Below are 13441 nucleotides of genomic sequence, written 5' to 3' on the forward strand. Positions count from 1 at the left end.
CGGTGCCGGTCGCCGCCCCGCGCGCGGCGGTTGCGGTGGGATCGCGGTCGTCACGGTGTCCGGGCCCTGCCGCCGGACACCCCGGGTCAGCGGACGCCGGCGCGGACCATGCCGTGGCCCGTCGCCCTGGCCGCCGCCGGACGCCCCTGGGCGGGGGCGCGTTTCGGCTGCGCGGCGGCACCGTTCTGCACGTCCATCACGGCGTGCGCGACGAGGCCGCCCATGGGGTCGTACCTGATCAGGTCACGGAGCCGCGATCGGGACGACCGGCCTTCGTTGCCCGGGTACAGGTGCTTGCCGAGCCCCACGGCATGGGCGATCGCGGCGAGTGCGGCGGTCCGCGGGTCCGGTGGCACCCCGGTGCGGATCGCACTGTCCAGCCGGGCCCTGATCTCCCGGCTGACCTCGCTGTCGGTCGCCTGATAGCGCGTGGTCGGCAGCACCCCGCACATCTGCCCCGGCACGGCGTGCACCATGCCGCACCGTTCCAGATGCGTGAGATACGTCTGGCGCAGCCCCAGGCGGGGCCCGCCGATCCAGTGGACGGCGCGCACGGGGCTGCCACGACGGCGCAGCAGTTCGAGCGCGGAGTCCAGGGTCGGATCTCCTGTCGGCCGTGGGTGCACCACGGCGATACGATCCCCGTCAGGGGCTATCCGTCCTGCGAGGGCCAGCTCCACTAGCTGTGCTCCTGCAAGACCGAGGTCGAGCGACTGCGGCTGCGCCGTGGTACCCGTGGCCGGGTCCAAGGCGAGAAGCAGTAGCTCCTCCGGAAGTGTTCTGCGGCTCCTGCCCATCCATGCCTCCCCGCGTGGATGAATGACAGGGTGACGCCTCTCACACCGGCCTGTCGAGAGCGCCTTGCCCGTTCGTGCGGGAACCGACTCATATGTCGTTCTCGTCTAGCACCGAGGGCGGCGGTGGCTCGCGGGGGGCCGTCGGCGTCCCACGGCGGGTCCCGCGGCGGCTTCACAGCAGGGGCCTGGAAACTGGTGTAAGGGTGAGCGGGGCGCCGCGGCGGCGCACCGCGCGAAGTGTGGAGGAGGTCCGGTGGCGGGCGAGTCCCCCGGCAGGGCGGAGCAGCAGGAGTTGTCGGGGGAGGCGACCGGAGGCGGGGCGGTGGATCCGAGGCTGTCGGTCTTCCGCGGGGTCGTGGGAGCGCCCCGGGGCGCATCGGAACCGGCCACCGGGGACCCGGAGTTCGCGCCGGAGCCGCCCGAAGCGGAGGGCGTGCCGGAGCCGGATCGGAGTGCTTCGGCTACGCCGGATGACGGAGCGGACGTGGACGGCGGGCCGCAGGACGCTACGCCGGACGCGGAGGACGCCCCTCCGGCCGACGGCGCGGGGGACGATGCGGAATCCCGTACCGACGACGCAGTCGCCGAGGAGGCGGGCACGGGGGAATCCGGTACGGACGGGGACGAGGACGGGGCCGGGGACGAGGCGGAGGCCGAAGTCGGCACCGAGGACGGCCCGCAGGACCTCACCGAGGAGGACGGCACCGAGGAGGACCGCACCGAGGACGAGGCCTCCGGGGACGGCGCCGAGGACGAGGCCTCCGGGGACGGCGCCGCGGAACCCTCCGCCGGCGGGACGCCCGTAAAGGAGCCCGAGGACGCGGTGGACGCCGAGGACGCCGTGGAGCCGGAGGACTCCGAGGAGTCCGCGGACTCCGGGGCCGAGGCGGAGGAACCTTCCGCCGCCGGGGAGACCGGCCGCGGCGAGGGGCCTTCCGCGGGGACGGACGAGCGGACCGGGGCGGACGCCGAAGCGGAGTCCGGGGACGACGGCGCCGGCGACGCGGGCGAGGAGGCCCCGGACGACTCCGCGGAGGACGCTCCCGGGGAGTCCCGGGACGCCACGCCGTCGGACGGCCACGGGGACGACGGCGGTGAGGGCCCCTCACAGGGCCCCGGAGACGTCAAGGTCGGACCCGGGGCGCGCGATGCGTCCGGGGGCGGACACGGCGGCCCCAGGGCCGGGGAGGGCACGCTCACGCTGCGCGCGCCCCGCACCGAGGGCGGCGGCACGCCGGTCAGGGACCGCACCCTGACCCTGCGCGCGCCCTCCGCGTCCGCGCCCGTCGCGACGCCTTCCCGGCCGAGCGGAACGTTTGTCCCGCTGCGGACCGACGACCGCCCGGCCGTGGTCCCGCAGGCTCCGGCGCCCGTGGAGACCGCGCGGACCACGGAGCCCGGCGGCGGTTCGCGGACGAAGCAGATGCCGCTGCCGCCCGACCCCGACGAGCCGTTGCGGCTGCTGGCGGAACTGACGAACACGCCGCCGCCGCCGCAGACGCCGCTGCGCACGACCGTGCGGCGGATCAAGATCTGGACCCCGCTGGTCCTGCTGCTGATCGTGGCCTTCTGCGTGGCTCAGGCGCTGCGCCCGCTGCCCGAGCCGGAGCTGGACCTGACCGCCGAGACCTCGTACACCTTCAAGGGCGACGAACTCGCGCTCCCGTGGCCCAGCGAGGGCCAGGCCGTCGTCGAGGCCGAGGGCCTGGGCCGCATGGGCGAGTTCGGCGAGCAGGTGCCGACGCCGATCGCGAGCGTCGCCAAGGTGATGACGACCTACGTCATCCTGCGCGACCACCCGATCAAGAAGGGCGGCAAGGGCGAGACCGTCGAGGTCGACCAGAAGGCCGAGGACCAGTACCACAGCGGCATGCAGGAGTCGGAGTCCGTCGTCCCCGTCACCGCCGGGCAGAAGCTCAGCGAGTACGAGGCGCTGGAGGCCGTCATGCTGCCCTCGGCCAACAACATCGCCCGCCTGCTGGCCCGTTGGGACGCGGGGTCGGAGGAGGCGTTCGTGAAGAAGATGAACGCCGCCGCCAAGGAGCTCGGGATGGACGACACGACGTACACCGACCCGAGCGGCCTGGAGGCGACCACCGTCAGCACCGCGAGCGACCAGGTCAAACTGGGGCACGCGGCGATGCAGGACGAGGTCTTCGCGGAGATCGCCACCAAGATCCAGTACACGGACATCAACGGCGCCGACCAGAAGAACTACAACCAGCTGGCCGGCTACCACGACATCGTCGGCATCAAGACCGGCACCAGCACCAAGGCCGGCGGCAACCTGCTCTTCGCCGCCTACCGCACGATCGGCGGCACCAAGCAGCTGATCGTCGGCGCGATGCTCGACCAGCAGAAGGCGCCGATCATCGACACGGTCCTCAGCCGCAGCCGCACCCTGATCGACGGCACGCGGGACGCGCTCGCCTCGGCCGCGATCATCAAGAAGGGCGACGTCGTCGGCTACGTCGACGACGGCCTCGGCGGGCGTACCCCGGTGGTGGCCGGGAAGGACGTCACCGCGATCGGCTGGACGGGCCTCAAGGTCGACATCTCGGTGGAGACCGGCAAGGGGGGTCTGCCGCACGCGGCGCAGGCAGGTGACCAGGTCGGTGAACTCGTCGTCGGCAAGGGCGACAGCGTGATCCGGGTCCCGGTCGTGCTGGAGTCGGCCCTCGTCGAGCCCTCCTTCGGCTCGAAGCTGACCCGGGTCGCCTGACCCGGGTCGGCCCCGCCCGCGGTGCGCGGGCGATCGGGAGGACGGGCCGGCCGGACCGCTACACGTGGTCCAGCCGGCCCGCCTTCGCCTCCTCGACCAGCGAGCGGAACTGCTCGGCGCTCATCCGCACCCGCTGCCCGAAGTCGTCGGTCAGCACGACCCGCTGGTCGGCCGGCGCCGTCTCGTCCACGTACAGCGTGGGACAGCCGCAGTCGCAGTTGCCGCAGAACACGGCCACCTGTTCCATCGGTCCACCTCCGCCCGGTCCGCGCCCGGCCGGTCACCGGGCGTCATGAGCGGCATACCCGCGGTGACGGTGTTTCAGGCCGGTGAAGCCGTCGAGGCCGATGAAGCCGCCGAGGCCGCCTGGGCCGACAACTCGCGTTCCAGCGGGGTGCGGAAGCGGGGCGTGACGCGGACGCCGTCCAGCCAGCCCCGCAGCCGCGCGGCCTCGGCCTCGATCGCGGCGACGGCCTCGCGGCCCGGGTCGGTGAAGAGCCGGTGGACGACCTCGCCGTCGGCGCGCTGCGCCCAGCCGCCGACGACCTGCCCGTTCCACCACACGGTCGGGCCGATGTTGCCCGAGCGGTCGAACAGCGCCGCCCGCTCGCGTTCGTCCTGCGGCAGGTACCAGTCGCGCCGCTGCCAGCCCATCGGCGTCGGGTCCAGCGCGGGCAGCAGCGCCGCCCACGGTGGCGTCGGCGGGACCGGGCCTCCGTCGCCCGGCAGCACGTGGCCGGTCTCCCCGTCGAGCAGGACCTCTTCCGTGCCGAGCGCCGCCAGGGCCTTGCGGACCTCGGTCAGCGTCCAGCCCGTCCACCACTTCAGGTCGGCCTCCGTGCCCGGCCCGTACGCGGCCAGCCAGCGGCGCACCAGCTCGACGCGTGCCTGCGGGGTGGGAGGCGCCTGGGCCACCGTGCCCGGGGCCCAGCGGTACTGACTGCTCGTCCAGCCGCCCACCGGCCGTCTGCGGACGATGCGGCCCTCCGCCGCCAGCACCCGCAGGACGCGTGTCGACACCGCCTGGGTGGCCTCGTACGGCTTGCCGCGTGCCACCACGACCTGTTCGCGCAGCCGGGGCACGTCGGAGGCGAGCTGCGCGGCCGTCGCCTCGCCGCGTCCGGTCAGGGCGGCGAGGACGGACTCCTCCAGCTCGGTCAGCCACCGCTCGTCCCAGCCGCCGCCGTCGGCCAGGTGCTTGAGCAGTTTCCGCCGCTCCTGCGCGGCGATCGCCAGGGCCGCCGCGGAGAGCACCACCGGCGCCGAGGCGGTGGTGACCACGAACATCGTCCGCCGCATCGCGAGCAGCCGGGTCAGGCTCCGGTCCTCGTACAGCGCCCGGTCCAGGGCCGCGGCGCCGGGCTCGCGCATCCTGGCGGCGGCCGACACGTAGACCGTCGCCGGGTCCGTGCCGTGCAGCGCCACCAGCGATTCGGTGACCTCCTCGGGGGTCGCTGCCCGCCGTTCCGGCGTCAGCCGGTGCCGCACCGCCATGCGGCGCCGCCGCTCGTCCGCCCCCACCGTCCGTCGTGCGTCCATGGCTCATCGTGGCACGGCCCACCGACAGCGACTCCGGCCACCTGTGACGTACATCACACAATCGGAGCCGGAAGTCGCGTAAGGACAGCGGCCGTCCGCGCTCTCCCGGTGGACCGGAACGCATCCGGAGCGCACCGCCCGCCTGCCGAGGAAGGCCATGCTGACCGACATCGACCACATCGTCAGGGCCCGTCTGCGCACCCCGCGCTCGGGGCCCCGGGGCCGGGAGATCACCGCGACCCTGCGCTACCGCCGCGACGACCCGCTCGCCGCCCGGATCACCTTCCCCGCGGAGGTCTCCCTCGACGGCGCCGAGGTGACCTGGGTCTTCGCCCGCGGGCTGCTCACCACGGGCCTGTACGAGCCCGCCGGGGAGGGCGACGTGCACATCCGGCCGAACGGGCCGGAGCACACCGCGATCGAGTTCCGCACCGACGAGGGCACCGCCCTCGTGGAGGTGCGCACCTCCGGTCTGCGGAGCTTCCTGGCCCGGGTGTACGAGGCCGTGCCGCCCGGGCAGGAACTGCGCCACCTGGACATGGACGCCGTCATCGCCGCCTTGCTGGACGCCGACGGCGAGTGACCGCCCCCACGGCGAGTGACCGCCCCACGGCCGGCGGCCGCCCCCACGGCCCGGGGCGGCCGTGGGGGTCAGCGCGCGAGCGGCCGGAACCCGCGCAGGCGCAGCGAGTTGCCGACCACGAAGACCGAGGAGAAGGCCATCGCGGCGCCCGCGATCATCGGGTTGAGCAGCCCGGCGGCGGCGAGCGGCAGGGCCGCCACGTTGTAGCCGAAGGCCCAGAAGAGGTTGCCCCGGATCGTGCCCAGGGTGCGCCGGGACAGCCGGATGGCGTCCGCGGCCACCCGCAGGTCGCCCCGGACCAGGGTCAGGTCGCTCGCCTCGATGGCGGCGTCCGTGCCCGTGCCCATGGCGAGTCCGAGGTCGGCGCGGGCCAGCGCGGCGGCGTCGTTGATCCCGTCGCCGACCATGGCGACGGACCTGCCCTCCCGCTGGAGCCGGGCCACGACGGCGACCTTGTCCTCCGGCATGACGTCCGCGATCACGTCGGCGGCGTCGATGCCGACCTCGGCGGCGACGGCCAGGGCCACCGCCTCGTGGTCGCCGGTGAGCAGCACCGGGGTGAGGCCCAGTCCGCGCAGCATGCGGACGGCGTCGGCGCTGGTCGGCTTCACGGCGTCGGCGACGACGAGCACGGCGCGGGCCCGGCCGTCCCAGGCGGCCGTGACCACCGTGCTGCCGCGGGCCTCGGCCTCCGCCTTCGCGCGGGCGAGCCCTGCCGGGAGCGGCTCGGGCAGTTCCTGGCGGCCCACCGTGACCTCGTGGCCGTCGACGGTGCCCTGGACGCCGAGTCCCGGGAGCGCGCGGAAGTCCGTGACGCCGGGCAGCGGGCCGGTGCGCTCTTCCGCCGCCCGGGCGACCGCACGGGCGATGGGGTGCTCGGCGGCGTGCTCCAGGGCGCCGGCCAGGCGCAGCACCTCGTCCTCCCGCTCGCCCTCGGCCAGGTGGACGCCGGTCAGCGTCATGGCGCCGGTGGTGACCGTGCCGGTCTTGTCCAGCACGATGGTGTCGACCCGCCGGGTGGTCTCCAGGACCTCGGGCCCCTTGATGAGGATGCCGAGCTGCGCGCCCCGTCCGGTGCCGACCATCAGCGCCGTGGGCGTGGCCAGTCCGAGCGCGCACGGGCAGGCGATGATCAGCACGGCGACGGCCGCGGTGAAGGCGGCGGTCGGGCCCGAGCCGTTGCCGAGCCAGAAGCCGAGGGTCGCGAGCGCGAGCCCGATGACGACGGGGACGAACACCGCGGAGATCCGGTCGGCGAGGCGCTGCGCCGCCGCCTTGCCGTTCTGGGCGTCCTCCACCAGGCGGGCCATACGGGCCAGTTGGGTGTCGGCGCCGACCCGGGTGGCCTCCACGACCAGCCGGCCGCCGGCGTTCACCGTGGCTCCGGTGACGGCCCGGCCCGGCCCCACCTCGACCGGTACGGACTCGCCGGTGAGCATCGAGGCGTCGACCGCCGAGGTGCCCTCCCGTACGACGCCGTCGGTGGCCACCTTCTCGCCCGGCCGCACCACGAACAGGTCGCCGACGGCCAGTTCGGCCGTGGGGACGCGTACCTCGCGCCCGCCGCGCAGCACGCCGACGTCCTTGGCGCCCAGTTCCATCAGGGCGCGCAGCGCGGCGCCCGCCCGGCGCTTGGAACGGGCCTCGAAGTAGCGCCCGGCCAGGATGAAGGCGGTGACGCCGGAGGCGACCTCCAGGTACAGGTTGGCGGAGCCGTGCCCCTGGGCGACGGTCAGCTCGAAGGGGTGCGTCAGGCCGGGCACGCCCGCGTCGCCGAAGAAGAGCGCCCACACCGACCAGCCGAAGGAGGCCAGCGTGCCCATGGAGATCAGCGTGTCCATGGTGGTGGCGCCGTGCCGCAGGTTGGTCCACGCCGCACGGTGGAAGGGCCATGCCGCGTACGCCACGACCGGCGCGGCCAGGGTGAGCGACAGCCACTGCCAGTTGCGGAACTGCAGGGCCGGGACCATGGCCATCGCGATGACGGGCACGGCGAGCACGACGGCGGTCAGCAGCCGCTGCCGCAGCGCCGTGAGCTCGCCGGGCGCGGACTCCGGCTCCTCCCGCGACGCGTCGGTGACCGGCGGGGCGGGGAGCGCGGCGGTGTAACCGGTGGCCTCGACGATGGCGATCACGTCGCCGACGCCGATCCCGTCCCCGAACGCCACCTTGGCCTTCTCGGTGGCGTAGTTGACGGTGGCCGTGACGCCGTCCATCCGGTTGAGCTTCTTCTCGATCCGGGCCGCGCACGAGGCGCAGGTCATCCCGCCGATCGCGAGTTCGAGCTCGGTGACGCCCGCAGGGGCGGCCTGCGCGGCGATCCGCGGGGTGACCTGCTGCTGATCCGGGAGGGTCATGCCCGGCCGACCAGTTCGTAGCCCGCCTCGTCCACGGCGGCGCGGACGGCCTCCTCGTCCAGGGGGGCGTCGGAGTCGATGGTGAGCAGGCCGGTCTTGGCGTCCACCGTGATGCCGGTCACACCGGCGAGGGTCGAGACCTCCTTGCTGACCGCGGACTCGCAGTGACCGCAGCTCATCCCGGAGACGCTGTAGCTGACAGACATGGGTTCTCCTCGTGCGTTCTGTGCGTGTTCCGGTGTACGGCGTCGGGCGCCGTGCCGTCCACCCACCACCAAACTATACCCCCTAGGGGTATCGGGGAAGGGGAGGGTGGGGGAGTGGGGGGTGGTGTGGCGCGGGGTTCCGCCCTCCCGCGGGCGCACGTCACGATGCCGTCCATGACAACTCGGCCCGCGCCGCTGCGCCTTGACCCGCTCGGCCGTGACCAGCACGGGGAGAACGCGGCCCTGCGCGCCCTCGGCCCGGTCGCGCGCGTCGAGCGTCGAGGACATCCCGGTCGGGACACCGTCATCCCCCGGGGCGACGCCTTCCTCCGCCTCCTGCGCCGCGGCCGGACGCGATCCGGAGCGGCACGGCCCCGACGCCGGCCGCTTCGACGTCACCCGCCCCGCCGGCCACCACCTCGCCTTCGGGTACGGGCCGCACTGCGCTGCCCACGCTGTTCGAAACGGTTCCCGGGCCTGCGGGCGGCCGCCGCGCCCGGAGAGCCGGAGCCGCTGCGGTCGATGGTGAGCAACAGCGTGAAGGTCTTCACCGTCACGGCGTGAGACCGGGCCCCGGGGCGCCTGCCCGCTCAGGACCAGAAACGGTTGGCGGCGTCGAGGTCGCCCACGCACTCGTCCAGGTCCGTGATCCGGTCGCCGACGATCCGGAACACGATGCCGCCCGGCTGGTCGAGGTACCCGCCCCCGCGCTCGGCCGTGAGGTGGTGGAGGGACATCGCGTGGCCCCGGCCGTCGACGAGCACCTGCCGCAACTGGACCCGCATGCTGCCGTCGGTCTCCTCGGCGAGCCTGCGGTAGTAGCCGATGATCTCGTCCCGGCCCTTGTAGTGACCGGCGAGCGGATGGTCGCCGGGGGAGTGGTGGGCCGCGTCCCCGGCCAGCAGCCCGGCCAGCGCGTCCATGTCGCCCCGGGTCAGCGCCGCGTACACCTTGTGGACCAGCATGGCGTGCGGGTGTCCCGCCATGGCCATCGCCGCCTTTCCCTGCCGTCCGTCCACCGACCGACACCAGCCACCCTGGCACCGGTCCCCGGCGGGCGCACCCGCTGCGGCCGTGACGGATCGCCGGCCGGGCCGCCGGCTCCGCCCGGCAGGTCTGGGTGGCCCTCACACTGGCCATCGGATGGGGATTCGATAGCTCGCGCGATCGAATCACGTGTCAGGGGATGGATCAGCGATGGAATCACGCGTATGGTCGGAGCCGTCCGTCGCCGAGGAGGCCCCATGTCCGTCGATCGCACCCGTCTGAAGGAACTGCTCGCCCGGGAGACCGCCGAGGCCGCCGCCCGCAACCCGAAGTCACGGGCCGCGTACGAGGCGGCCGACCACCTGTTCGGCCGGGTGCCGATGACCTGGATGAACAAGAACGCGGGAGCCTTCCCCCGCTACCTCGCCGGCGCCCGCGGCGCCCGTGTGACCGACATCGACGGCCACGAGTACGTCGACTTCTGCCTCGGCGACACCGGCGCCATGGCCGGGCACTCCCCGGAGCCCGTCGCCGCGGCGATCGAGCGCCGCTACCGCGAGCAGGGCGGCGCCACGGCGATGCTGCCCACCGAGGACGCCGAGTGGGTCGGCGCCGAACTGGCCCGCCGCTTCGGGCTGCCCCGCTGGTCGTACTCGCTGACGGCCACCGACGCCAACCGCTGGGCGATCCGGCTCGCCCGGGCCGTCACCGGACGGCAGAAGATCCTCTTCAACAGCTACTGCTACCACGGCAGCGTCGACGAGTCCCTGATCGTCACCGGCCCCGGCGGCCGCGGCGGGGCGAGCCGCCCCGGCAACGTCGGAGCGCCCTGCGACGTCACGCTGACCAGCCGCGTCGCGGAGTTCAACGACCTGGAGGGCCTGGAACGGGAGCTCGCCCACGGGGACGTGGCCGCCGTCCTGATGGAGCCCGCCCTCACCAACATCGGGATCGTGCTGCCCGAGCCCGGCTACCTGGAGGGCGTCCGCGAGATCACCCGCCGGCACGGCGTCCTGCTGATCAACGACGAGACCCACACCTTCTCCGCGGGGCCGGGCGGCGCCACCGCCGCCTGGAACCTCGACCCCGACATCCTGACCATCGGCAAGGCCATCGCCGGCGGCGTACCGGCCGGTGCCTACGGCCTCTCCGCCGACCTCGCCGACCGTCTCCTGTCCCGCGGCGACCTCGACCTGGTCGACATGGGCGGCGTCGGCGGCACCCTCGCGGGCAACGCCCTGTCCGTGGCCGCCATGCGCGCCACCCTCGAACACGTCCTCACCGACGAGGCCTTCACCGGCATGTCCGCCCTCGCCGCCCGCTTCGAGCGGGGCGTCGCCGACGCCGTCGCCGCGCACGGCCTGCCCTGGTCCGTCAGCCGCCTCGGCGCCCGTACGGAATACCGCTTCGCCGCGCCCGCGCCACGCGACGGCACCGAGTCGGCGGCCGTATCCGACCCTGACCTGGAGGACTTCCTGCACCTGTGGCTGGCCAACCGCGGCATCCTCATGACGCCGTTCCACAACATGGCCCTGATGTGCCCGGCCACCACCGAAGGCGACGTCGACACCCACACCGCCCTCTTCGCCGGTGCGCTGGCCGAACTGGCAGGCTGAACCCCGTGGACGACATCGACCGCGCCATCCTCCGCGAACTCCAGACCGACGGCCGCATCCCCTACGCGGACCTCGGCCCGAAGGTCGGGCTCTCCCCGTCCGCCGCCCGCCAGCGACTGCAGCGGCTCATCGACGGCAAGGTCGTGCAGGTCGTGGGCGTCACCGACCCCATGGCCATGGGCGGGCAGGCGATGGCGCTGCTCGGCGTCCGCGTGGACGGCGACCCGCGCGCGGTCGCGGACACGCTCGCCGCCCGGGACGAGGTCGTCTACGCGGTCCTCACCGCCGGGCCCTACGCCCTCTTCGCCGAGGTCGTCTGCCCGGGCCCGTCCGACCTGCTGGACTTCGTCAACGACGTCGTCAGGGCCGTCGAAGGAGTCGCGGGGGTGGACACCTTCCCGTACTTCGGCATCCACACCCACCGCTTCCTGTGGGACGTGGGCTGACCCGCGGGCCCGGTCAGCCCTTAGGGACGACGCGCAGGGCGCGGTAGTCGTACCCGTCCTGCGCGAATCCGGGCGCCTCCCACTCCAGGGCCACCGACTGGCCGGCGGACAGGGTGCGGAAGCCGTTCATCTCGATGTCGCTGTAGTGGGCGAAGCACCCCCCGGGCGTCTCGGGGCAGTCCAGCACGCCCCAGCCCTCTTCCTCGTACCACTCGCGTACGGTCGCGTTCGCCATGTCCGCAGCCTAAGCGCGTCCGCGCCACGGGGCGCCGTCGCCTCCGCCGCCCGGTGTAACGCTTTCGCGGCGCGGCGCGCCCCACTCAGTAGCCACACGCGTCACACGCGGACGGGGACGACGGAGCGAAGGGGCACGATGAAGCAGGGCGTGAGCAATCCACCGGCGACGGTTCTGGGTCCTCGTCTTGCCGCGGATGTCGTGTCCATGGCCAGGGAGGGCTCCCGTGTCAGGCTCGACTACTCCCCGGTCAGCCTCGGCCTGGTCGACCGCGTCATCGAGGCGATCCGCGGCGAGCAGCCGCCCCTCGAGGCCGTCACCCCCACGCTCCGCGGCTTCGGCGCCTACACGGGCGAGGTGCTGGTCCGCACCGCAGGGGCGACCTGGGTGGACTTCGACGAGGAACAGCGGGATACATTCGGCCAGCCGTTCGGTATCCGGACGCCCGACGGAAGGGTGTGGAACCCACTGGGCAAGGCCGTCAAGCGCTACGAGAACGGGCCGGTGGACAGCCTGCGCCTCTTCTGCCTCTCCGTGGCGGGCCGGGCCGAGGGGTGACGCCCGCCGCGCCGCGGCGCGGCAGGCGGCGGCACGGGGTCGACGAGCACGAAGAGGACGCAGTGGGCAAGGCGGAGGTCCGCCGGCGCGGCCGGATGGGCGAGGAGGAACTGGGCGACGCGGTCCAGCGCGCCCGCGCCGGCGACGAGACCGCGTTCGGCGCCCTCTACCGGGAGGTCCATCCGATGCTCCTGGGCTACCTGCACGGCCTGGTCGGCGACGACGCCGAGGACGTGGCCTCCGAGACCTGGCACGACGTCGTACGGGACCTGCGAGGCTTCCGCGGCGGCGGCCAGGCCTTCCGGGGCTGGGCCGCCACCATCGCCCGGCACCGGGCCCTGGACCACCTCCGCCGGACCAGGGCCCGGCCGCGCACCGCGCCCCTGGAGGAACGCACCGCCGAGCCCTCGACCCTCGAGGACGCAGGAGGCACCGCCCTGGAGAACCTGTCCACGCGGCGCGCGCTCGAACTGATCGCGACCCTGCCCCAGGACCAGGCCGAGGCCGTGCTGCTGCGGGTCGTGGTCGGGCTCAACGCCCCCGCCGCGGCCAAGGTCCTCGGCAAGCGCCCGGGAGCGGTGCGGACCGCCGCCCACCGGGGCCTGAAACGCCTCGCGGAGCGCCTCGACGGCGCCATGGAGAAGTGACGGACTGACGGATGAGGAACAGCCGAGCACACGACGACCGGATGGACGCGGCCCGGGCCGAGCGCCTCCTCGACGCGGACCGCAGCGCGGCCGGCGACGACCCGGCGGACGCCCTCGCACGCCTGCTCACGGCCGCCGCGGCACCGCTGCCGGGCGACCCCGAGCGCGAGCGCGCCGTGCTGGCGGCCTTCCGGGAGGCCCGATCCGCCACGAGTGATGGCCACGGCCGGAGGCGGGCCCGCCGCGCCCGGTCCGCCCGGCGCACCAGGGCGGCGCTCGGCGGACTCGCCGCGGCCTTCGCCCTCGGCGGAGTGGCCGTGGCCGCGCAGACCGGCTCGCTCCCCGGCCCCTTCCACCCGGGCACGGCCGGACCCCGGCCGGTGTCGCCCGCGCCGTCCTCCGCTCCCGCGGGCCCGGGCGGCGGCACGCGCACCGCGTCCCCGCGCGGCACCACCGCCGCGCCCACGGCCCCGCTCACGACCCCGCCCGTCCCGTCACGCGGCCCGCACGCCTCGGTGCCCCCGCTCGCCGCGCCTACGGACGCCGGGCTGAAGGGGCTGTGCCAGACGTACGTCAAGGCCGCCGAGCACCACAAGAGCGTCAACGCCCCGACCCTGGCCCGGCTGGAACGCGCGGCCGGCGACGCCGCCGCCGTGCCCGCCTACTGCGCCCGGCTCACCGGCGCCCCCGAGGTCACGGCTCCGCCGGTCCGCCCGGAGACCCCGGAGGGAGGCCGCCGCCGCTGACC

At 74.5% G+C, this 13441-nt stretch carries 14 protein-coding genes; 7 read left to right on the forward strand and 7 right to left on the reverse strand.

Going from position 1 to position 13441, the window contains the following annotated elements:
* Positions 1-86 precede the first annotated feature (86 nt).
* Positions 87-797 carry a GOLPH3/VPS74 family protein gene (locus tag ACFV3E_RS16630; RefSeq protein ID WP_026251155.1) on the reverse strand — a complete coding sequence of 237 codons (711 nt, stop codon included), beginning with the start codon at positions 795-797 and terminating at the stop codon, positions 87-89.
* A gap of 253 nt (positions 798-1050) precedes the next feature.
* Between ACFV3E_RS16630 and ACFV3E_RS16635 the strand changes: the two genes are divergently transcribed.
* The gene (locus ACFV3E_RS16635; RefSeq protein WP_500535312.1) at positions 1051-3519 is read left to right on the forward strand and encodes a D-alanyl-D-alanine carboxypeptidase; all 2469 of its coding nucleotides are present in this window, start codon (positions 1051-1053) and stop codon (positions 3517-3519) included.
* Positions 3520-3577: 58 nt separating this feature from the next.
* Here the strand turns inward: ACFV3E_RS16635 and ACFV3E_RS16640 are convergent, their stop codons facing one another.
* Complete coding sequence (locus ACFV3E_RS16640; protein ID WP_499512385.1) at positions 3578-3766, reverse strand: hypothetical protein; 189 nt, start codon at positions 3764-3766, stop codon at positions 3578-3580.
* A gap of 74 nt (positions 3767-3840) precedes the next feature.
* The gene (locus ACFV3E_RS16645; protein ID WP_500535313.1) at positions 3841-5058 is read right to left on the reverse strand and encodes a winged helix DNA-binding domain-containing protein; all 1218 of its coding nucleotides are present in this window, start codon (positions 5056-5058) and stop codon (positions 3841-3843) included.
* A 157-nt stretch (positions 5059-5215) separates the two neighbouring features.
* On the opposite strand from ACFV3E_RS16645, the gene ACFV3E_RS16650 reads away from it, so the two are divergent.
* Complete coding sequence (locus ACFV3E_RS16650; protein ID WP_500368760.1) at positions 5216-5641, forward strand: SsgA family sporulation/cell division regulator; 426 nt, start codon at positions 5216-5218, stop codon at positions 5639-5641.
* 68 nt (positions 5642-5709) lie between these two features.
* On the opposite strand, the gene ACFV3E_RS16655 is transcribed toward ACFV3E_RS16650, so the two are convergent.
* From ACFV3E_RS16655 to ACFV3E_RS16665, 3 genes are all read right to left on the reverse strand, one after another.
* Positions 5710-7998, reverse strand: a complete 2289-nt coding sequence (locus ACFV3E_RS16655; RefSeq protein ID WP_500535314.1) for a heavy metal translocating P-type ATPase — start codon at positions 7996-7998, stop codon at positions 5710-5712.
* A complete protein-coding gene (locus ACFV3E_RS16660) occupies positions 7995-8204 on the reverse strand; it encodes a heavy-metal-associated domain-containing protein (RefSeq protein WP_500535315.1) in 210 nt (69 codons plus the stop codon). The genes ACFV3E_RS16655 and ACFV3E_RS16660 overlap by 4 nt, the downstream gene beginning before the upstream one ends.
* Positions 8205-8794: 590 nt before the next feature.
* Positions 8795-9190, reverse strand: coding sequence for a nuclear transport factor 2 family protein (locus ACFV3E_RS16665; RefSeq protein WP_500331577.1), 396 nt, complete (start codon positions 9188-9190; stop codon positions 8795-8797).
* 258 nt (positions 9191-9448) lie between these two features.
* On the opposite strand from ACFV3E_RS16665, the gene ACFV3E_RS16670 reads away from it, so the two are divergent.
* Entirely contained in the window at positions 9449-10807 is a 1359-nt protein-coding gene (locus tag ACFV3E_RS16670; RefSeq protein WP_500535316.1) for a transaminase, read from the forward strand.
* A gap of 5 nt (positions 10808-10812) precedes the next feature.
* Entirely contained in the window at positions 10813-11253 is a 441-nt protein-coding gene (locus tag ACFV3E_RS16675; RefSeq protein WP_500331560.1) for an Lrp/AsnC family transcriptional regulator, read from the forward strand.
* A gap of 13 nt (positions 11254-11266) precedes the next feature.
* Here ACFV3E_RS16675 and ACFV3E_RS16680 read toward each other — a convergent pair whose 3' ends face one another.
* Positions 11267-11488 (reverse strand): S1 domain-containing protein, encoded by a 222-nt coding sequence (locus ACFV3E_RS16680; RefSeq protein WP_499512378.1) that lies wholly within the window; start codon positions 11486-11488, stop codon positions 11267-11269.
* Between the two features lie 207 nt (positions 11489-11695).
* Between ACFV3E_RS16680 and ACFV3E_RS16685 the strand changes: the two genes are divergently transcribed.
* The 3 genes from ACFV3E_RS16685 to ACFV3E_RS16695 all read left to right on the forward strand — a co-directional run bounded on the left by ACFV3E_RS16685 (position 11696) and on the right by ACFV3E_RS16695 (position 13439).
* Positions 11696-12046 (forward strand): hypothetical protein, encoded by a 351-nt coding sequence (locus ACFV3E_RS16685; protein ID WP_500535447.1) that lies wholly within the window; start codon positions 11696-11698, stop codon positions 12044-12046.
* 62 nt (positions 12047-12108) lie between these two features.
* A complete protein-coding gene (locus ACFV3E_RS16690) occupies positions 12109-12693 on the forward strand; it encodes an RNA polymerase sigma factor (protein WP_500368768.1) in 585 nt (194 codons plus the stop codon).
* An 11-nt stretch (positions 12694-12704) separates the two neighbouring features.
* Positions 12705-13439, forward strand: a complete 735-nt coding sequence (locus ACFV3E_RS16695; protein WP_500535317.1) for a hypothetical protein — start codon at positions 12705-12707, stop codon at positions 13437-13439.
* Positions 13440-13441: the final 2 nt, after the last annotated feature.

Source organism: Streptomyces sp. NPDC059718 (genome assembly GCF_042733315.1).
In the GTDB taxonomy this organism is placed as follows: domain Bacteria; phylum Actinomycetota; class Actinomycetes; order Streptomycetales; family Streptomycetaceae; genus Actinacidiphila.